This is a genomic window from Enterococcus sp. 7E2_DIV0204 (genome assembly GCF_002140855.1).
Taxonomy (GTDB): domain Bacteria; phylum Bacillota; class Bacilli; order Lactobacillales; family Enterococcaceae; genus Enterococcus_L; species Enterococcus_L lemimoniae.
Genome location: NZ_NGKY01000001.1, coordinates 3,180,613 through 3,199,155 on the forward strand (window position 1 = coordinate 3,180,613; position 18,543 = coordinate 3,199,155).

General features: G+C 35.7%; 22 protein-coding genes and 2 pseudogenes. 9 read left to right on the forward strand and 15 right to left on the reverse strand.

The genetic code is table 11. The annotated features are described in order from the left end of the window. Nucleotides 1-40: 40 nt before the first annotated feature. From A5819_RS14765 to A5819_RS14800, 8 genes and pseudogenes are all read right to left on the reverse strand, one after another. A complete protein-coding gene (locus A5819_RS14765; protein WP_086279501.1) occupies nucleotides 41-757 on the reverse strand; it encodes a pseudouridine synthase in 717 nt (238 codons plus the stop codon). After that, the gene (gene scpB, locus A5819_RS14770; RefSeq protein WP_086279502.1) at nucleotides 758-1,375 is read right to left on the reverse strand and encodes an SMC-Scp complex subunit ScpB; all 618 of its coding nucleotides are present in this window, start codon (nucleotides 1,373-1,375) and stop codon (nucleotides 758-760) included. After that, on the reverse strand, nucleotides 1,372-2,151 hold the full coding sequence (locus A5819_RS14775; RefSeq protein WP_176271439.1) for a segregation/condensation protein A: 780 nt from the start codon (nucleotides 2,149-2,151) through the stop codon (nucleotides 1,372-1,374). The genes scpB and A5819_RS14775 overlap by 4 nt, the downstream gene beginning before the upstream one ends. A gap of 44 nt (nucleotides 2,152-2,195) precedes the next feature. Then, the gene (locus A5819_RS14780; protein WP_086279504.1) at nucleotides 2,196-2,558 is read right to left on the reverse strand and encodes a GNAT family N-acetyltransferase; all 363 of its coding nucleotides are present in this window, start codon (nucleotides 2,556-2,558) and stop codon (nucleotides 2,196-2,198) included. A gap of 29 nt (nucleotides 2,559-2,587) precedes the next feature. Continuing rightward, the gene (xerD, locus tag A5819_RS14785; RefSeq protein WP_086279505.1) at nucleotides 2,588-3,478 is read right to left on the reverse strand and encodes a site-specific tyrosine recombinase XerD; all 891 of its coding nucleotides are present in this window, start codon (nucleotides 3,476-3,478) and stop codon (nucleotides 2,588-2,590) included. 376 nt (nucleotides 3,479-3,854) lie between these two features. After that, on the reverse strand, nucleotides 3,855-4,787 hold the full coding sequence (locus tag A5819_RS14790) for an alpha/beta hydrolase (RefSeq protein WP_086279506.1): 933 nt from the start codon (nucleotides 4,785-4,787) through the stop codon (nucleotides 3,855-3,857). Between the two features lie 113 nt (nucleotides 4,788-4,900). Next, nucleotides 4,901-5,530: pseudogene (locus A5819_RS14795) on the reverse strand (NUDIX hydrolase N-terminal domain-containing protein). A 130-nt stretch (nucleotides 5,531-5,660) separates the two neighbouring features. Beyond that, a complete protein-coding gene (locus A5819_RS14800) occupies nucleotides 5,661-6,755 on the reverse strand; it encodes a DUF871 domain-containing protein (RefSeq protein WP_086279507.1) in 1,095 nt (364 codons plus the stop codon). Nucleotides 6,756-6,932: 177 nt separating this feature from the next. Between A5819_RS14800 and A5819_RS14805 the strand changes: the two genes are divergently transcribed. From A5819_RS14805 to A5819_RS14815, 3 genes are all read left to right on the forward strand, one after another. Beyond that, entirely contained in the window at nucleotides 6,933-7,682 is a 750-nt protein-coding gene (locus A5819_RS14805) for a peptidylprolyl isomerase (RefSeq protein WP_086279508.1), read from the forward strand. A 61-nt stretch (nucleotides 7,683-7,743) separates the two neighbouring features. Continuing rightward, nucleotides 7,744-8,247 carry a hypothetical protein gene (locus tag A5819_RS14810; protein WP_086279509.1) on the forward strand — a complete coding sequence of 168 codons (504 nt, stop codon included), beginning with the start codon at nucleotides 7,744-7,746 and terminating at the stop codon, nucleotides 8,245-8,247. A gap of 107 nt (nucleotides 8,248-8,354) precedes the next feature. Next, nucleotides 8,355-8,570 (forward strand): hypothetical protein, encoded by a 216-nt coding sequence (locus A5819_RS14815; RefSeq protein WP_086279510.1) that lies wholly within the window; start codon nucleotides 8,355-8,357, stop codon nucleotides 8,568-8,570. Between the two features lie 64 nt (nucleotides 8,571-8,634). On the opposite strand, the gene A5819_RS14820 is transcribed toward A5819_RS14815, so the two are convergent. Together A5819_RS14820 and A5819_RS14825 are read right to left on the reverse strand one after the other, a co-directional pair. After that, complete coding sequence (locus A5819_RS14820) at nucleotides 8,635-9,006, reverse strand: YxeA family protein (RefSeq protein ID WP_086279729.1); 372 nt, start codon at nucleotides 9,004-9,006, stop codon at nucleotides 8,635-8,637. Between the two features lie 182 nt (nucleotides 9,007-9,188). Then, nucleotides 9,189-9,743, reverse strand: a complete 555-nt coding sequence (locus A5819_RS14825) for a TetR/AcrR family transcriptional regulator (RefSeq protein WP_086279511.1) — start codon at nucleotides 9,741-9,743, stop codon at nucleotides 9,189-9,191. Between the two features lie 245 nt (nucleotides 9,744-9,988). Between A5819_RS14825 and A5819_RS14830 the strand changes: the two genes are divergently transcribed. Together A5819_RS14830 and A5819_RS14835 are read left to right on the forward strand one after the other, a co-directional pair. Continuing rightward, nucleotides 9,989-11,317: a DUF1576 domain-containing protein gene (locus A5819_RS14830; protein ID WP_086279512.1), complete on the forward strand. Its 1,329-nt coding sequence runs from the start codon at nucleotides 9,989-9,991 to the stop codon at nucleotides 11,315-11,317. Continuing rightward, nucleotides 11,295-11,633, forward strand: a complete 339-nt coding sequence (locus tag A5819_RS14835) for a hypothetical protein (protein ID WP_086279513.1) — start codon at nucleotides 11,295-11,297, stop codon at nucleotides 11,631-11,633. The genes A5819_RS14830 and A5819_RS14835 overlap by 23 nt, the downstream gene beginning before the upstream one ends. Before the next feature lie 61 nt (nucleotides 11,634-11,694). Here A5819_RS14835 and A5819_RS14840 read toward each other — a convergent pair whose 3' ends face one another. From A5819_RS14840 to rpsP, 3 genes are all read right to left on the reverse strand, one after another. Then, nucleotides 11,695-12,240: a TIGR01440 family protein gene (locus A5819_RS14840; protein ID WP_086279514.1), complete on the reverse strand. Its 546-nt coding sequence runs from the start codon at nucleotides 12,238-12,240 to the stop codon at nucleotides 11,695-11,697. 112 nt (nucleotides 12,241-12,352) lie between these two features. Further along, nucleotides 12,353-12,598, reverse strand: coding sequence for a KH domain-containing protein (locus tag A5819_RS14845; RefSeq protein ID WP_086279515.1), 246 nt, complete (start codon nucleotides 12,596-12,598; stop codon nucleotides 12,353-12,355). Between the two features lie 11 nt (nucleotides 12,599-12,609). After that, a complete protein-coding gene (gene rpsP, locus A5819_RS14850; protein WP_010761445.1) occupies nucleotides 12,610-12,885 on the reverse strand; it encodes a 30S ribosomal protein S16 in 276 nt (91 codons plus the stop codon). 432 nt (nucleotides 12,886-13,317) lie between these two features. On the opposite strand from rpsP, the gene A5819_RS14855 reads away from it, so the two are divergent. Continuing rightward, the gene (locus A5819_RS14855) at nucleotides 13,318-13,869 is read left to right on the forward strand and encodes an NADPH-dependent FMN reductase (RefSeq protein WP_086279516.1); all 552 of its coding nucleotides are present in this window, start codon (nucleotides 13,318-13,320) and stop codon (nucleotides 13,867-13,869) included. A 50-nt stretch (nucleotides 13,870-13,919) separates the two neighbouring features. On the opposite strand, the pseudogene A5819_RS14860 reads toward A5819_RS14855, so the two are convergent. Beyond that, a pseudogene (locus tag A5819_RS14860) lies at nucleotides 13,920-14,451 on the reverse strand (DNA-3-methyladenine glycosylase I). A gap of 170 nt (nucleotides 14,452-14,621) precedes the next feature. On the opposite strand from A5819_RS14860, the gene A5819_RS14865 reads away from it, so the two are divergent. From A5819_RS14865 to A5819_RS14875, 3 genes are read left to right on the forward strand one after another with little or no spacing between them, the layout of a single operon-like run. Then, nucleotides 14,622-15,002 carry a GntR family transcriptional regulator gene (locus A5819_RS14865; RefSeq protein WP_086279517.1) on the forward strand — a complete coding sequence of 127 codons (381 nt, stop codon included), beginning with the start codon at nucleotides 14,622-14,624 and terminating at the stop codon, nucleotides 15,000-15,002. A gap of 2 nt (nucleotides 15,003-15,004) precedes the next feature. Beyond that, nucleotides 15,005-15,904 carry an ABC transporter ATP-binding protein gene (locus A5819_RS14870; protein ID WP_086279518.1) on the forward strand — a complete coding sequence of 300 codons (900 nt, stop codon included), beginning with the start codon at nucleotides 15,005-15,007 and terminating at the stop codon, nucleotides 15,902-15,904. Further along, nucleotides 15,901-17,064 (forward strand): ABC transporter permease, encoded by a 1,164-nt coding sequence (locus A5819_RS14875; protein WP_086279519.1) that lies wholly within the window; start codon nucleotides 15,901-15,903, stop codon nucleotides 17,062-17,064. The genes A5819_RS14870 and A5819_RS14875 overlap by 4 nt, the downstream gene beginning before the upstream one ends. Nucleotides 17,065-17,124: 60 nt before the next feature. Here the strand turns inward: A5819_RS14875 and ffh are convergent, their stop codons facing one another. Then, on the reverse strand, nucleotides 17,125-18,543 hold the full coding sequence (gene ffh, locus A5819_RS14880) for a signal recognition particle protein (protein ID WP_086279520.1): 1,419 nt from the start codon (nucleotides 18,541-18,543) through the stop codon (nucleotides 17,125-17,127).

The window sequence follows — 18,543 nt, forward strand, 5'->3', positions numbered from 1 at the left end:
TAGTTACTATAAACAGTAGAAATAGAATCAATTTCTTCTACTACTTCGATTGATTCATCAAAACGCTGATTTCTTTTTTATTAAGATTACGATATTCCCCTGGGCGCAGCCCTTTTAAAGTCAAATCGCCATACTTTTCTCTTTTTAGTTTCTGAACTGGGTAGCCTACTGCTTGCAACATGTTTTTTACTTGATGATTGCGTCCTTCATGGATGGTCAGTTCTACAATACTTGTGTTTGTTTTTAAATCGACAGATATGATCTCAAATGCAGCGGGTGCAGTTTTGTAGCCTTCGATTTTCATTCCTCTGGTTAGCGGTAACAAATCATGTTTCTTGGCTAGGCCTTTTACTTTTGCCACATATACTTTATCGATTTCATGACTTGGATGGGTCAATTTTTGAGAAAACTCACCATCATTCGTCAAAAGCAACAGACCTGATGTGTCATAGTCTAATCGCCCAACTGGATAAATTCGTTCTTTGATGTGTGAGAAAAAATCTGTTACAACTTTTCTTCCTTTATCATCAGAAACAGCGGAAATTACACCTTTTGGCTTGTAAAAAAGATAATAACCATACTCTTCTTTATAGATTGGCACATCATCAACTTCAACCTTGTCATTTTTTCCAACTTGGGTTCCTAATTCGCGAATGATTTTTCCATTTACTTTAACTCGTCCATTAACGATATATTCTTCTGCTTTTCTGCGAGAGGCAATCCCTGCATGCGCAATTGCTTTTTGAAGTCTTTCCATCTAATTTTCTTCCTCCGATTTGGTTGTATCCGTTGTTATTTCTTCTTCATTGAGTTCTTTGTAACGATCGAAAAAGAGGTCTAAAGGTAGCTCTTCAGCGATTTCTTCTTCCATCTGATGAATATCAGGTAATTCTTCTAGCGATCTTAACCCAAAATAATCCATAAAATAAGCAGTTGTTCCATATAAAATAGCTCGACCTGGTCCATCTACTCGACCTTTTTCTTCAATCAATTGGCGCGCAACTAATTTTTGCATCGAGCCAGCAGATTGTACACCTCTGATCTCATCAACTTCTACTCTTGAAATTGGCTGCTTGTAAGCCACAATTGACAACGTTTCAAGTGCTGCTTGAGACAACGCATTTGAAATCGGCGATTGCGCATATTTTTTTAATAACGGCGCAAAGTTTTTTTTGGTAGATAGAATAAAATGGTTTCCTACTTCTAAAATATTTAAAGCTGATTGTTTATCTGATTCATAGCGTTCTTTTAAAGTGGTCAGGGCTTCATAGGTTTTTGCCGTGGAAAGGTTTAGCAGATAGGATAATTCTTCTAGCCCAATCCCTTCTTCACCAACAACAAACAGAATCGCTTCAATTTGGCTGACTGTGGTCACATTGTTTCCTCCGTACTTGATTCAATCTCTTCAGACCTATTATATAATAAAATTGTACTATAATTGTCTTCTTGTTCTACATGGATAACACCTTTTTTCATTAATTCCAGCAATGCCATAAAAGTCGTAACGACCTCTTGTTTAGAATAAGAAGCGAAAAATGAGTCAAAATGAATGGGGGTATTATGATCCATTTGGCACATTTTTTGAGAAATCGTTGCAATTTTCTCTTCAATCGATACATCGTCTCCACTAACAGTCGTTTCAACAGGCTGGCGACTCTTTTTCTTTTCTAACATTGAATGAAATGCTAAGAACAAATCAATTGTATTCAATTGATTTGGTTCTAATAATGGGTTGTCTTCTTTGTACTCGTCGATATCCATTGGTTCTTTTGTGTAATAAAGGCTTCGTTCAGATTCTTTGTCATGCAAGAGTCCTGCTGCATATTTAAATTTACGATACTCCAATAATTGAGCAACTAGTGCATCCCGAGGATCTTCTCCATCCAAGATTTCATCATCTTCTGTAAGCTCTAATTCTTGTTTAGGCAAGAGCATTTTGCTTTTAATGGCCATCAATGTTGCTGCCATCACAATATATTCTCCAGCAATCTCTAATTCCAAGGTTTTCATTGTATGGATGTAATTCATGTACTGTTCCGTTACTGCAGCGATTGGAATGTCATAAATATCGATTTCTAATTTTTGGATTAAATGCAACAGAAGATCCAATGGTCCTTCAAATACATCCAATTTCACATTAATTTCCTGCAAGATCATCCAACTTTCTTTTTCAGCTCTTTAGTTTACCATAAAACTCAAGCATTGTGTTCTTTCCATTTAGATAAATAGGCAGATGTTGCTAATGTACCATATATTTTTGTGTCCGGATAGAGTTCAACAATTTCGTCTAACAATTCAAAGCCAATTTTTTCTCCTCTAAAAGAAGGGTTGATTGATATATCATGTAAAATCATCGCTTCAGATGTTTCTACTTCGATTCCCACAATTCCTTGAATATTTTGTTCCCCAGCTGGCGTCCAAAATAACAGATGTAAATCATTCTCTGTTTCATACATATCGATTTCTTTTAGTAGTGCCTGATATTCAGTCAATTTTTGGTGAAAACTTAATAGTCCCATTGCAATCTTGCGTTGCTCTTTTCGATAATAGTTTAACATGACCTCACCTTCTTTCTTTTTTAGCCTCATTAGGCTCTTGGAAAATGCTGTTTATAGACATCTGCCATCCGTTGTTTGGTAATATGTGTATAGATTTGTGTTGTAGAAATATCAGCATGACCTAGAAGCTCCTGGACAATTCTCAGATCAGCACCATTTTCTAACAGATGCGTGGCAAAACTATGGCGTAGTGTATGCGGTGTGATATTTTTATGGATTCCAGCCGCCACAACAATTTGGTTCAGATTCTTCCAGACTCCTTGACGAGACAACGGTTTTCCATGATGATTGACAAATAGATGAGTCTCGTTTTGATTTTTTTTTATCAAAACTGGACGCGCTTCTTCTAAGTATTTTTCGATCCACTTGATCGCATAATCCCCTAGTGGAATAATTCGTTCTTTATCCCCTTTACCAATGGTCTGTAATAATCCAATCGACAGATGTAAGTCTCCAATTTTCAAGTCTACTAACTCACTCACCCGCAACCCTGTTGCATACATTACTTCCAAAATCGTTCGATTCCGGATCCCTAAAGGTTTAGACGTATCTGGTGTTTCAATCAGCAAAGTGACTTCTTCAACAGATAACGTGCTAGGTAGCTTTTGAGCCTTTTTAGGTGAGTCGATATGCTGCATTGGATCATGATCTGTGATCCGTTCTTGCCTTAGAAATTGATGAAATCCACGTAAGCTTGAAATCATTCTGATGATCGTTGCAGAGGAATTGTTTTGATTGTGCAGCATTTGTAGGTATTCCATAATTGTGTACCGATCGATTTTTTGCCAAGTGTCGATTTTTTGCTCGTTTAGAAACGTGCTGTATTTATGTAAGTCTCGTTCGTAACTCTTCCTTGTATTGAGAGAAAGTCCTCGTTCTATTTGTAAGTAATGGAGATAGTCAATGATTTGTTCTTCCATCTATTTTACCTCATTTCTTTTTATTATCATATCAAAGAATTCTGGCAGCTGTATAGTGAAATCATAAAATTAGCTAAAATAGACTATTGCTCTAAAAGAGGCCGAGACAAAAGTGTTTATTTCTGATGCCTTCACTCTTTAGTGCTTATAGACAAAGGAAGCTACGTGTCTTTCAGACACCTTGTATTATGCATCATCGAATCACTTCGTCCTTCGTGCCAAGTAGGTACTGTTTATCATCGAATTCTATTGTTCTTCGTGATTCACAGCAATTTACAACAATATGATTGAAGCGTAGTAGCTGCTTTTTCTCCCCGTTTAATCGGGTTTAGAGAGCGAAACAAAACTAATCTTTAGTTTCGTCCCGCTCTCATCGTTAATTTACGTATTTTGTTAAAAAGCTACTAACTTTTTCTTTATAGGTTTTTGGATCAATTGTATAAGCTTTTGCATGAGCTGCGCCTTTTACAACGAATTTTTCTTTAGGTGCATCAGTTGCTTCATATACTTCATCTAACATTTCAAATGGAACAAACTTGTCTGCATCGCCATGAATAAACAACATCGGTACTTTATTTTTCTTCAATTGTGCAACTGAACTTGCTTCGCCAAAGAAATAACCAGCACGAATTTTAGTAATCAGACTTGTCACTGGGATCAACGGAAAGGCTGGTAAATTAAACATATCCTTCAATTGATAAGCGAGTTCTCCGTTAACAGTAGAATAACCGCAGTCTTCAACAATCGCTTTAACATTGATTGGCAAATCCTCCCCACTAGTCATCATTACAGTGGCGCCACCCATGCTGATTCCATATAAAGTAATTTGAGCGTCCTTACCATTCTCGGCGATCACTTTATCAATCCATTGAAGATAATCTTTGCGCTCAGGCCAACCAAAACCAATATAATCCCCTTCACTTTCGCCATGTCCACGAGCATCTGGTACTAAGACATTATAGCCCCAATCATGATACATTTTAGCAAAACTGGCCATTGTTTCGGCACTGCCCATATAACCATGCGCCATAATAACATTTTTATCTGTTTTTGCTTCTGCCGGCAAATAGATTGCTTTTAATTTCAAGCCATCCTTAGATGTTAACTCCCAGTATGAACGATTCTTTTCTTCTTTAAACCATTTTTCTTCTGGCGTTTTCACTTCAACATCTGTTCCTGGCGTATCTCCAGCTAAGAAATCTTTTTGTGACGGTACAACAGCATAATTATAGAAATACATGCCTGCTCCAGTCAATACAATGCCAATTAAAACAACGATAGCGATCAAAATTTTTACTATGCGATTCATCCCATTACTCCCCATTTAAAGTATCATTAACCAACAGGTTATCTGGTCAAAAAATGATACTAGCTTTTTTCAAATTCTTAAATAGTATAATGTTTTATTGGATTTTTCGCAAATTAATCACAAATAACAACATTTTCTTTCGATCGTTCGTCTGCAAAAATCATCTCAAAATTATCGATGATATTCCGTTCTTTAGAAAGTGGCAGTAAATAAATCTCTTGTAGTGAAAAGAAACCAACATCATTCGTTTCTATGCCTGGCTTTAGTATTTCATTTTCAGCCTCACATCGAATGAAAAATTTATAGACATATGTCAATGCAGGAGGAAAATCATGTTTTGACATATCTAATACGGCAATCAACCGCTCCGCCTTCACTGATATTCCAGCTTCTTCCATTGTTTCCTTTTCAGCTATTTCCTTTGGTGAATAGCCAATATCTGCTCAACCTCCCGGTAAAGACCAACAGTTATCACTTTTTTCTTTTACCAGTAATAATTTTCCTGCTTGATTAAAAACGACTGCACGAATATCGACTTTGGGTGTTGCATACCCTTCATCTTGATCAACAAGAATCGTTAATACTTGATCTGATAAACTTGGATACAGTGTGCTCATTAACTGTTTTGTCACTTGAGAAAGTTCTTCATATCGTTCTTGATCAAATATATCTTTGCCATATTTTTTTCCCGTTTGAGCGATTCCTTGAAGCTTTGCCAATAAAATACTTAATTCTTTTTCCATAAAACTCACCTCGTTTCTTTCTATTTTAACGAAGACGTTTGTGCTTTACAGTATACCTGAACATTCTTAAGGAAGAAAAAATAAACCCAAGTAAAAGTCATGTGAAATTTTTACTTGGATTTATTATTTTTTATTTATTATTTTCAATTAATTTGAAACTAGACCAAGGTTTTAAGAAATCCAACAAGAAGAGCTCATCATCAGAGATCCGACCAACAACGTTCACTCGGCCATCATTCTTCATTGGTTTCAAAGCGATTTGAGTTTCGCCTTTATATTGTCCATAATCAACATTGTCGATCAAGACATCCCCTTTTGTCATGTCTTTTGTGTTATGCGCAGGGAACGCGCGATCTTTAAAGTGAATTCGGGTCATAGTTGAACGTAAAATATATTCTGAACGATCGCCGCGATAGCTATGAAGACTTGTGAATAAGACTTCTCGTTCATCATCACTGATATCTTGAGCAACGTCGACTTTCACAGACGGATATTCTGCATTAAAGGCCTCAGCCATCGCTTTTAATTCCGCTTCTGATGCATAAGCATTTCCTACTAAAATATCATCGATCAAGCCAGTCAACACCAAATGTTTCACTTGAGTGGCGATTTCTAAATCACGATGATCTTCTAAAGAACATAAACCATCTTGCGTTGGCCAAGGACCAAAGGTTGCGTCATGGGAATTAACAAAGGCCATAGTATTTAAATTATATTTTCTAAATTTTTCAGAGCAATAAACAAAATGATCATAACCTAGACCAGAATAACGATGTGGGTAAAAATTATGTGAGCCTAGTAAATTATCTGTATTTGGTGAATAACTCATGATATTGTCAACATAGTTTGTACCTGAACTCATATTGATCTCAATTTTGATGCCATATGGATTACGTGTCATGCGCGCCTCTTCAGCACCTGTAAATCCAACATCTAAACGTACCCCGTAAGCACCCATTTCATCAAAAAATGATAAATCGTCATAAGAAATCTCTAATTGTTCAAATAAGGCAGGATTAATATCAACCATGACTTCCATTCCAAGACTATTGGCATAATCAACGACTCTTTTAAACTCTGCTAAGACCTTTTCTTTATCTTCTGTAATTTGAAGTAAACTTGTAAAAACACGTTTGAATCCGTATTTATGTGCTAAGTCTAAATATGCTTTGTCCTTTTCAAAAGTTGAACGTTCTGGATAAATCGAAATACCTAATTTTCCCATGATTACTGCCTCCTAAGATTTGTATTGATTATAATGTATCCATTTTCATTATAGCAGAATAAGAAAAAGTGGTCTACACCTTTTCCAAATCTTAAAAATTTCTGATTTGGACTGGTAGTTATAATGATGATTTGTTATGATGAGATGTAACTATTTTTGAAAGGAAGATCTAACTTTATGAAAACAAAAAAATTCATAGCTGCCACAGCACTTCTGACAACTTTAGTATTATTTTCAGCGTGTGGACCTAAAAATGAGAAAAAAACCGCAGACTCTTCTGCTGCTGAAACAAAGACATCTGAATCTGTTGATTTAAACGCATTGGAATTGCCTCAACTCTCTGAAACAGTCAGCGAAGATGAAGATTTAGTTGAAATGGTCACTACTGAGGGATCAATTGAAATCAAACTATTTCCAAAACAAGCACCAAAAACAGTTGAGAACTTTATAACTCATGCCAAAGATGGCTATTACGATAATGTCCTTTTCCATCGTGTTATCGAAAACTTCATGATTCAAGGTGGCGATCCTAAAGGAGATGGTACTGGTGGAGAAAGTATTTGGAATGGTTCATTTGATGATGAAATTTCTAATCAGCTTTATAATATCAGAGGTGCCTTATCTATGGCTAATGCGGGTAAGGATGCACAAGGAAATGGGACAAATGGTAGTCAATTCTTTATAGTTCAAAATAGCGATGATATGTCAGATGGCTTATTGAAGGATTATTATCCAGAAAAAATCATTGACGCGTATAAAAAGGGTGGTACTCCTCACCTAGATGGCAAACATACTGTTTTCGGTCAAGTGACTAAAGGTATGGACGTTGTAGATAAAATCGCTGCTGCTGAGACAGCCGAACAAGATAAGCCTAAAAAAGATATCCGTATCGAAAAAATAAACATTTTACAAGAAGCAAAAAAATAAACATTTAAAGGAATGGTGTACCACTACCATTCTTTTTTTTCTTTCAGATTGGAGGTTTCACATGAAAAAAATAATGATCGCAGGACCAGTTGGCAGCGGTAAAACCACTTTTGCGAAACGATTATCCACTAAAATGACGATCCCTTACTACGAACTAGACAATCTTATTTGGGATCGCCGACCTGCTGGAGACCGACCTTACCCTGAAGAAGAATCTTCCCGACAGCTCCAAGACATTTTAGCACAGGATAGTTGGATTATCGAAGGTACGACAACTAAGAATTGGATCAAGCCTGCGATAGCCTCCGCAGACATAATTTTTGTCTTACTGCCTCCCTATCGTATTCGTCTATATCGTATTATTCACCGCTTTATCAAACAAAAAATGAACCAAGAAACAGCTCATTATAAACCTACTATTCATATATTAAAAATGATGTTTATCTGGAACCATCATTTTGAGGAAAAAAATCTTTTTGAATTACAACAATTAGCTGACTCATCTCATAAGAAGCTAACGCTATTAACGAGTAAAAACGCCTATGCATCTTATAAAAATGATTGACAAACAGATTGATTGTGAAAAAAACTCTTTCCCTATCCTCATCTAACCAAATATTACTGTCCAATTTTGAAATAAAGTGGTACTGTTGACAAAAGAGGTGAAAGCACATGACGTTTAATCCACAAATTGAAACGCTCATACTTGAGGCTTCCAATCGGAAATCTCCTCATTTTGTAGCAAACGTAATCAATTTTCAGCAATTTGACCAAGAAGACGTAAAAGACACTGCACAAAAATTAATTGATGATGGGCGCATCCAAGCGACAATTCATTTTCATCATAACGATTTATGTACAATCGACTTTATACCTCAGGCTATTTGAACGAATTGATCACTAAAAAGGACTGCCAACTATCTCTTCAGAGGTATAGTTGGCAATCCTTTTATTACTTCAGTTGTTGTAGGGCTTTTTCTGGGATAACCTCTTCAGAAACTTCTTCATAGGTTTCAACATGTGCACCTTTATTGTAAATTTTTAGGTAGCGATCTGTGATCAACTCGTGATCTGCTGTAAACGTTAGTTCTTTTTTCTTCCCATCCTTATCTACAGCTTGTTGCTTATATGTTGTAATGCCGTAGCTATTGATACTATCGGCTTTTTTTGTTTTAACATAGACTTCCCCTTTGGTAACGAGTGGGTTTAGTTGGTCGATCGTACCAGAAAGTTCGTCCGATTGATTTTGCGTATATAGTTTAGCCCCAAAGAGAGCAACTCCTCCTAGTAAAGCAAGTACAACGATTGTTTTGATTATTTTCACGATAATTCCTCCAAATTTCATTTGATAAGCTCATTTTAGCAATGAAATAACAAAAAAAAATCGGTCAAATAGATGAACTCTGTTTAAGACTTTTGGCCTAGAATGTTCTCAGACTCTCTTTTATTATTGAGCGATCCTACTAGTTTACTTACTAGATATAACTATAGAAAGTAGTTCGTGGCTTAGCTCCAGGTCGCATTGTGCTTTAATTTGATAGATGTGAATTCAGCTATGAGTTGTTCTTCCGTTTTATTGAGTATTCCAGAAATACTTAACGTTGCCATTCCAATAGCAATTATCCATAAATTCAAATGAACATTTTCTAGCTGTTCTTGAGATACATTAGTATACTCTACTTCACTTTGGATTGTTTTTTTGAAGGAATTAAAAGACAATTGGTGTAACTCCTTGCCATATGAATGCTGATCTACAAATAAAGCTATGTACAGATTGCTTTTTGCTCTAGCCAACTCAATGTGGCTGATACCGAAATTTGCTAGGCTGTTTGACGTTCGTGCAATAGAAAAAAATTCCCTTTCCAAACCTTCATACACTGTTTTTAACAACGTCAGCTTCAATTCTTCCATGTTCTTAAATTCCAAATAGATTGGTTGCGTTGAAATCCCCATATACTCGGCAACCCTTCTTGCTGTGATAGCAGAAAAACCTTTTTCTATCAACAAATCTTCAGCAGCTGCTAAAATATGTTGTTTTTTATATACTTTTTTTCTAACCAAAATAATCACTCCTTATTTAGTAGAAACTTTTACTATTCATAATTCAAGCTATCCACGGGATAATTTATCATTTTATTTTTTTATTTATTCTTTTATTTTACACTCTTTTAGTCACTCATTTTCTCAATAATTATGGCTATATCAAAAAAACATGATAATTTGTCATATTTTTCTAAAATGTTATTGACCGATGAACTATTTACACGCTATAGTTACACTATTGACAAATAACGGAGGTATTTTTTATGGCTAAAAATAACAGCCAAACACTTTTTTTACATACTGATAAAAAACAATCGAATATGGCTGAAAAAAATAGAAGCTATTATTTTTTGATTGGCTATTGCTTGATTCTGATTATGATCAGTTTTTTAAGTGAGCCTGTGACTATTTTATGGGCCGGTATGACACGCATTTTAACCTCCCCTAGTAATCTACTGACAGATTACATTGAACTCGGCACCTTTGGTAGTGCCTTTGTAAATAGTGGTCTACTCACTCTAATTAGCGTCCTTCTTGCTAAAAAAGAAAAAATTCCAATCAACGGACCGATGATTGCTGCATTATTTACGGTATCTGGTTGTTCTTTTTTTGGAAAAAATCTATATAATTCGATTCCAATTATTATTGGTGGACTTTGCTATGCCAAAATTGTGAAAAAACCTTTTTCTCAATTTATTGTGGTTAGTTTGTTTGGCAGTGCGCTTTCTCCGATCATTAGCTATCTAACGTTTGGCATCTCTTTACCATTGGTACAATCGATTCCCTTAGGATGCTTTGTAGGCGTTTTTATTGGATTGATTTTACCTCCTTTAGCTTCTCACGTCCTTACTTTTCATCAAGGATTCTCCTTGTACAATGTTGGTTTTACATCTGGGCTTATTGCAATGATGTTTACTGGTATCTTAAGGATGTTTGGTTGGAAAATTGAAGGGAAAAATTTAGTTTCAACTGCTTATCATACCAAACTTCTTTTTTTCTTACTTTTTTTATTTCTTTTAATGTTTTTTGTTGGATTTGTTGTCAATCATTTTTCATTAAAAGGCATGAAGGAGATCAGCAAAACCTCTGGTAAATTGATTACTGATTTTATTTCTATTGCAGGAATCGGAGCAACTATGATGAATATGGCCTTGATGGGGTTGTTACTCGTTGGGTATACTCAATTTAGCCATTCTACCCTTAATGGCCCAATTGTTGGGGCAATTTTATCAGCAGTTGGTTTTAGTGCTTTTGGTAATCATATTCTCAACAGCTTACCTTTATTAGTCAGTGTCTTTTTTACAGCACAATTCTCTTTTGTTTTTGCAGTGGATCAAACTACTGTGGTCCTTGCTGGGATCTTCGCTACAGGCTTGGCTCCAATTGCTGGATTTTATGGCATTACCTTTGGCTTGATTGCTGGATTTTTACATATGTCATTAGTTACAAATGTCGGTTATCTACATGGTGGCTTAAATCTTTATAATAATGGATTTTCTACTGGTTTTGTAGCAGCGGTCATGGTACCATTACTTGATAATATTTTACAGATTAGAAAGGTGAAACAACATGCAAGAGAGAGACAAAGCTAAAAGAATCGTAGATGAGTTATTAACTTACTTTTTTTCCAATGATATTGAAGAAATACAGATCGGCGTAAACTTTACATCTGAAGGTTTTTCAGTTGAAATCCAAGGGAAAACAGAGCAAGAGCCTGACAGTGTCCTACATTTATTGGAATTGCTAAACACACCTAGAGATCTAAGTATTGAATCTTATTATGATGAATTATTAGGGCTAACGCATCATGAAGAAGAAGATTATCACCTGCTAGGTTTGATGATCGATGAAGCTGAAATTAGTTTTGACGCACCTATCTTTGAGATCAAAGTCTATAGAAAAAAATAACTACCTTACTAAAAAAAGCGAAAGAGCAACCTTCTATTTACAGGTTTGCTCTTCCGCTTTTTTATTTATAGACTGCTCGAGTACCGCCAATCAATTTCGGTCTCGTATGTAAATAAGTCGTATGCGCTCCGCCAATCTCTTTAATTGAGGTCCGAACTGGAATTTGAACATGTTGGATATGCATACCTATCGATGTATCACCAATATCAATTCCACCTTGGGCAACGATTTTTTCCACAACGACTGGATTTGAAAAATGTTGGTATGCTGATACTGCAGCAGCTCCTCCAGCATGTAGGGCCGGCACAACCGAAACAATCTCAAAATGATGATGCTTCGCTACTTCTTTTTCAATCACTAAAGAACGATTAATATGTTCACACCCTTGTACAGCTAAATGAATACCTCTTTTTGCCAAAAACTCGTGGATTGTTGAGACAATTAGTTCGCCTATCTCCAAGCTAGAATTTTTACCAATCATCCCGCCATTGACCTCACTACTACTACAACCAAGGACAAAAATATCACCTGTTTCCAACTTTGCCTGTTCAAAATATTCTTCAAGTCCTTGTAGCAATTGTTTTTGATACTTTTTCAGTTCACTCATATCTGTCTCTCCACCCTTTCGTTTTTTATTGCTTATAGCTTTATTATCGCGAATAATTGCTCATAGGTCAAAACAAAAAAACACCCAAAAAAATTGGGTGTTTATCTTTGTGCTATTTACCATCTACGATATTCAAACGAACTTTTTTAGGTCCATCCACACGTACACTGTAAACAATTGTTCGAATTGCTTTCGCAACACGACCTTGTTTCCCAATAATACGGCCAATATCTTCAGGCGATACAGTCAAATTGTACTCTAGAAAAACATCAGATTCTTCTATCTCTAATTTAACCAGCTCAGGTTGACTGACTAATGGACGAACGATAGTTAAGACTAACTCTTTCACATCTGCCATAATTAGTCACCTTATTTCTTTTCAAGTTTAGCTTCGTGGTGTTTTTTCATAACGCCTTCTTTTGAAAGGATGTTACGAACTGTATCTGAAGGCTGAGCGCCTTTAGACAACCAGTCTAAAACTAAATCTTCTTTTAAAACTACTTCTGCAGGATCTTTTAAAGGATTGTAAGTACCAACAGTTTCGATGAAACGTCCATCACGAGGAGAACGAGAATCTGCGACTACAATACGGTAAAAAGGACTCTTTTTAGAACCCATGCGTTTTAAACGGATTTTTACTGACATTTTATATATTACACCTCCATTAACTTAATCACAAATGTTAGTTTACCAGATATTGATCGAGCTGTAAAGAGTTTTTTCTTGACACCTTAAAAAAAGCCTCTTTACGCTGATTTTTGGTACTCTTATGTTATACTTACAATACCTTGGCAGGGGCAATCAATCGTTGCTTAACAAAGACAAGCTATGAACAGTAAAGAATTGTCTTTATCTGTTCATAGCTTATTTTTAGTGTCTGGGTAAACGGTGAGAGCAGACGGTCCTTGATGCTTCGAGAATCGTAGTGAAACGAGAACCGTAGATGCAGAAGCAACCTCATTCTTTTCTAGGTAACGATGTCGTACTTACTAACCAAAGTCCTATTTTCTTGCAAAAAAAAGTAGTTAGTTCTAAAATTAAATAAAGAACGTTATTTAATAATTGGAGGAATGGTTTATGAAGAAAAAAATTGGATTTATTGTCGGAAGCTTAAGAAAAGACTCTTATAGTAAAACTGTAGCAGTCGCTCTTTCTAGTTTATTTCCAGAAGAATATGAACCTATCTTTATCGATTTACATGACTTAACAATGTACAATCAAGATTTGGATGATGACGGAACACCGCCTGCTGCCTGGATAAAATTTAGAGATGAAGTAAAACAATTAACAGGGCTGGTTTTTGTCACGCCTGAATATAATCGCTCGGTTCCTGCTGTTTTAAAAAATGCCTTAGATGTCGGCTCAAGACCTTATGGGCAAAACGTTTGGGATGGCAAGCCAGGTTTAGTTGTCAGCGTATCTCCCGGCGCTTTAAGTGCATTTGGCGCAAATCATCACCTACGTCAATCACTCGTTTTTCTGAATGTCCCAACGCTACAACAACCTGAAGCGTATATCGGTAACGTTGTCAACTTGATCAACGAAGATGGAACAATTGCTGAAAATACGATGAACTTTTTCAAAACGATTGTTGATGCCTACTTAGTTTTTTTAGAAAAGAATAGCTGATTGACTTAAAAGTAGTCTAAACCAAAATGAGCAACTAGTTTTGGTTTAGGCTATTTTTGCGTTAATTCTTCATAACGAAAACAAGTTTCCACATGATAATTAATGATCCCTACTGCTTCTAAGAATGCATAAATGATCGTGCTGCCGACAAACTTAAACCCTCTTTTTTTTCAAGTCTTTTGTTATTCTATCCGACAGGTCATTCGTTGTTGGAATCTCCTCTTGAGTTTGATAAGAATGGACCAGCACATTGTGATCATTAAAATTCCATAAATAGTCAGAAAAAGATCCGAATTCATTTTGAATCTCAATAACTTTTTGGGCATTATGAATTGTCGCTTCAATTTTTCTACGATTCCGGATAATCCCAGAATTTTTCAAGAGTTCCTCAATCTTTTTCTCATCATAATTCACCACTTTTTTTAGATCAAATCCTTCAAAAGCCGCATCAAAAAAATTTTCTTTATTCAAAATAGTTTGCCAACTTAGCCCCGCTTGATTGATATCTAATATCAATTTTCTAAATAATCGTTGATCCTCATATAACGGAACACCCCAAATCGTATCATGATAGTGCTTCATTTTTTCATTTCCTTCTGCCCAAGAACATCGCTGTTTCACCTGTTTCCCTCCAATTATTACGATTTTGTCTCTCCCTTCATCTTAACAAATTTTTACAAAAAGTGTTTACAAACCTAACTGTACTATGTATACTAGTACACAACAAACGCCGCTTTAGAAAGGAGTTATTTATGGTTTCTATTGATAAAACAAGTAGCAAACCCTATTATGAACAACTTATTTTAGGAGTTAAAGAAGATATCCTAAGCGGATCACTTCAATCTGGAGACCGTCTCCCTTCTGTTAGAGAAATGGCTCGCCAGCTTATGATGAATCCTAATACAGTCAGTAAAGCGTATAAAGTATTAGAAGCCCAAGAAGTCATCATCACAGTTAAAGGCAAAGGTACTTATGTTAAAAAGATTGATACTGAACTTCGAGATGATTATCAGATACAAAAAATCAAAAAAAAGCTTAATGAGCTAATTGTTGAAGCTCATTATTTAAATGTTTCTAAAAAGGAAATAAATCAATGGTTGGACGAAAGTTATCAACACTTGAAGGGAGAATAGACATGAAAATAGAAAATTTAGAAAAAACTATCGATCATCAAGTTATTTTGAAGAACCTCAACTTAACATTTGTCCAAGGAGAAATTACTGGTTTGATCGGACAAAATGGTTCTGGTAAAACCACTTTTTTCAGAACACTATCAGGTCACTATGAGTTGGATACTGGGAAAATCATGATTGATCAAGAAGATATTCAGAAAAATAAATTACTTAAACAAAAAATCTTTTACATTGATGAACAATACAATTTCCTCTCTGGTTACACCTTAAACAAATTGCTTCTTTTTTACCAAAATGCTTATGCCAGTTTTAACAAAGAAAAGTATTTGACCTTAACAAAGAAAAATAATCTGAATCCTAATTTAAAATATCGTTCGATGTCTAAGGGTATGCAAGGACTTTACAAAATGATTTTGGCTATTTGCTCTAATGCAGATTATCTTTTATTAGATGAACCTCTTGATGGCTTAGATGTTATTGTTAAAAAAAATGTTTTAGGTCTTCTTTTAGATGCTGTTAGCGAAAATAATCGCTCGATCATCATTTCTTCTCATAATTTAAATGAGCTGGAAAGTATCATTGATCGTGCACTTATTTTGAAGAGTAATCAAATTCAGCTTGATTATCATTTAGAGACATTGAGAGAACATGCTCGTAAAATCCAGATGGTTTTCAAAACGAAAAAGGTTCCTCAAGTAGTTAAAGAAAACAGCCGTTTATTGCATTTTCAAGGGCGTGTTGCTACAGCGATCTTTGAAAACTATACTGAGGAATTAAAAGCTTTGATTCAAGCAGAGCAACCTGTTTTATTCGAGGAGCTACCTTTAACCTTGGAAGATGTCTTTGAAGCGAACCTTACTCATGAGGAAAAGAATAACTCATTACAAGGAGAAATGTTATGAATAAACAATTAATGACTATTTTAAAAAAGCGTTATGGACTTGCTCTAATTATTACAAGTCTTTGTATTATCTTATTTTATGGTTATAATGGAATCAGCGATGTCAAGCGTTGGCATGAAATGGATGCCTATTACGATTCTGAAGAGTACATCAAAGATTTGCAACAACTATCAGAAGATGATTCGCCTAGATATAGCGGCTTATCACTTAGTGAACGACAAGCATTAAATAAAAAAGAGGGTTTAAGTTTATTTTATCAGACAACTTCCTACGACGAACACGGAAAACTCATTTCGGTTTCTGATCAACCTTACTTTTCCGCCTATTTCAATGAGAATCCAATTCTTCTGATTGCAGTGTTAGCAACAGCTGGCTTTCTGATGTTTTTCGCTGATCTAAAAACATCTTTCAATGAGTTTTTATTTTCCTTAGGTGTTTCTAAACGTAGAATTTATTTCTCGAAATTTGCTCTTGTTTCACTCCCATTATTAAGTAGTGTTCTTTTAGCAAAAATAGCATTTGTTGGAATTATTACAACAGGTATTCCTACTGAGTATGTCAATATTGGGTTGCCGACTTTAGCTGCAAATGTTTTGGCTAGTTGGACAACCTGTATTCTTTATTTCTCCCTTTCTGCATTTATTGGCTTGGTAACAGGAAATATGATTTTAGGGCCGCTTACAGTCTTTGGATTCTGTGCGTCATTAGAATTCTTTATTACAGGTGTCCTAAACGCATGGTACTATTTTACCAACGCAACAATTGATAGCTATATCACCAATAAATTTTTTGTTTACACTGTAAGTAAAGAATCAATTTCAGCCCTTCCAATTACCTTAGCCCTGACTATATCAGTTTTGCTATTCATTTTTGGTTCATTTCTGTTTCCAAAACTTACATTGGAGAAAAAAGGCAACTATTTACTATTTGATAAGCTAAAGGTGCCAGTAGTTATCGCTATGACACTTTATGTGCCGATGGTTCTCGTTTTTAGCAGTGGGGTCTATTTTGGCGAAGAAGTTAGTTCTCCTATTCCAAGTTTACTGATTTATTTTATTTTAACGGCTTTGATTGGTAGCTATCTTGTTTTTAGAAAAGAAATCAATGAGTGGATCAATCTAAAACGGCAGATAAATCGTAATAGCAGTATTAGCTCATAGTTTTGTCACAACATAAAAAGCTGGTCAGAATCATTAGAGTCTGTCCAGCTTTTTTATGATTTATTTTTTCTTCTTTTTCTTCTTCTTGTTTTTCTTCACCATACGGTTCATGGCCATTTTTCCTAGTTTACCTTTGATGCCTCCACCAAGCATTTGATCCATACCTGGAATATCCATATTTCCTTTAGACATCTGCTGCATCATTTTTTTAGATTCTTTAAATTGTTTGATCATGCGATTCACTTCAACTACGTTATTCCCTGAACCAGCTGCAATCCGACGACGGCGACTTGGATTTAGCAAGTCAGGATTTTCTCGCTCAGCCGGTGTCATTGAAAGTATCATCGCTTTTTTACGAGCGACATCTTTTGGATCGACTTTAACATTTTCTAAGCCAGGCATATTATTCATACCAGGAATCATTTTTAATAGATCCTCGATTGGTCCCATGCCCATTACTTGATCCAATTGTTCAATAAAATCATTGAAGTCAAAGCTGTTTTCCTTCATTTTTACAGCAAGTTCTTCAGCTTTTTTCTCATCATAATCTTGTTGGGCTTTTTCGATCAGTGTTAACATATCCCCCATGCCTAAAATACGGCTGGACATCCGATCGGGATGGAAAATTTCTAAATCAGTCAGTTTTTCACCAGAACCGATAAATTTGATTGGTGCACCAGTAACTGAACGGATTGATAGTGCTGCACCACCACGCGTGTCTCCATCAAGTTTTGTGATAACAACACCTGTGATGCCTAATTGTTGATTGAAGCTATCTGCAACATTCACTGCATCTTGTCCAGTCATTGCATCAACAACAAGCAAGATATCATCTGGTTGGGCAATTTCTTTGATTTGTTTTAATTCGTCCATCAATGTTTCGTCAATATGCAAACGACCTGCCGTATCGATCAAAACATAATCATTTTTCTTTTCTTTAGCTAATGCCATCCCTTGACGTACAATTTCAACCGGGCTTGTGTCTGTTCCCATATCGAAAACTGGAACATCTAATTGTTGACCAAGTACTTTCAATTGATCGATTGCTGCTGGACGATAGACATCGGCCGCAATCATCAAAGGACGCGCATTTTCAGTTTTGATTAAGTGATTGGCTAATTTACCGCCAAAAGTCGTTTTACCAGCTCCTTGCAAACCAACCATCATGATCACTGTTGGTATCCGCTCTGATTTGTTTAAGCCAACTGTTTCTGTCCCTAATGTCGCTGTTAGTTCTTCATCAACGATTTTAACGATTTGTTGTGCTGGTGATAAACTTTCTAAGACTTCTACTCCAACTGCGCGTTCACGTACACGTTTTGTGAAATCTTTGACTACTTGTAAATTTACATCGGCTTCCAACAAAGCCAAACGAATTTCTCTCATCATTTCTTTTACGTCAGCTTCAGATACTTTTCCTTTACGACGTAATTTGCTCATTGCCTGTTGCAGGCGATCTGTTAAACTTTCAAAAGCCAT

Excerpts from the sequence above, each read along its gene's own strand:
- A5819_RS14765 (WP_086279501.1), bottom strand. The coding sequence starts at position 757 with ATGGAAAGACTTCAAAAAGCAATTGCGCATGCAGGGATTGCCTCTCGC.
- A5819_RS14780 (WP_086279504.1), bottom strand. The coding sequence starts at position 2,558 with ATGTTAAACTATTATCGAAAAGAGCAACGCAAGATTGCAATGGGACTA.
- xerD (WP_086279505.1), bottom strand. The coding sequence starts at position 3,478 with ATGGAAGAACAAATCATTGACTATCTCCATTACTTACAAATAGAACGA.
- A5819_RS14790 (WP_086279506.1), bottom strand. The coding sequence starts at position 4,787 with ATGAATCGCATAGTAAAAATTTTGATCGCTATCGTTGTTTTAATTGGC.
- A5819_RS14800 (WP_086279507.1), bottom strand. The coding sequence starts at position 6,755 with ATGGGAAAATTAGGTATTTCGATTTATCCAGAACGTTCAACTTTTGAA.
- A5819_RS14805 (WP_086279508.1), top strand. The coding sequence starts at position 6,933 with ATGAAAACAAAAAAATTCATAGCTGCCACAGCACTTCTGACAACTTTA.
- A5819_RS14810 (WP_086279509.1), top strand. The coding sequence starts at position 7,744 with ATGAAAAAAATAATGATCGCAGGACCAGTTGGCAGCGGTAAAACCACT.
- A5819_RS14815 (WP_086279510.1), top strand. The coding sequence starts at position 8,355 with ATGACGTTTAATCCACAAATTGAAACGCTCATACTTGAGGCTTCCAAT.
- A5819_RS14830 (WP_086279512.1), top strand. The coding sequence starts at position 9,989 with ATGGCTAAAAATAACAGCCAAACACTTTTTTTACATACTGATAAAAAA.
- A5819_RS14835 (WP_086279513.1), top strand. The coding sequence starts at position 11,295 with ATGCAAGAGAGAGACAAAGCTAAAAGAATCGTAGATGAGTTATTAACT.
- A5819_RS14840 (WP_086279514.1), bottom strand. The coding sequence starts at position 12,240 with ATGAGTGAACTGAAAAAGTATCAAAAACAATTGCTACAAGGACTTGAA.
- A5819_RS14845 (WP_086279515.1), bottom strand. The coding sequence starts at position 12,598 with ATGGCAGATGTGAAAGAGTTAGTCTTAACTATCGTTCGTCCATTAGTC.
- rpsP (WP_010761445.1), bottom strand. The coding sequence starts at position 12,885 with ATGTCAGTAAAAATCCGTTTAAAACGCATGGGTTCTAAAAAGAGTCCT.
- A5819_RS14855 (WP_086279516.1), top strand. The coding sequence starts at position 13,318 with ATGAAGAAAAAAATTGGATTTATTGTCGGAAGCTTAAGAAAAGACTCT.
- A5819_RS14865 (WP_086279517.1), top strand. The coding sequence starts at position 14,622 with ATGGTTTCTATTGATAAAACAAGTAGCAAACCCTATTATGAACAACTT.
- A5819_RS14870 (WP_086279518.1), top strand. The coding sequence starts at position 15,005 with ATGAAAATAGAAAATTTAGAAAAAACTATCGATCATCAAGTTATTTTG.
- A5819_RS14875 (WP_086279519.1), top strand. The coding sequence starts at position 15,901 with ATGAATAAACAATTAATGACTATTTTAAAAAAGCGTTATGGACTTGCT.
- ffh (WP_086279520.1), bottom strand. The coding sequence starts at position 18,543 with ATGGCTTTTGAAAGTTTAACAGATCGCCTGCAACAGGCAATGAGCAAA.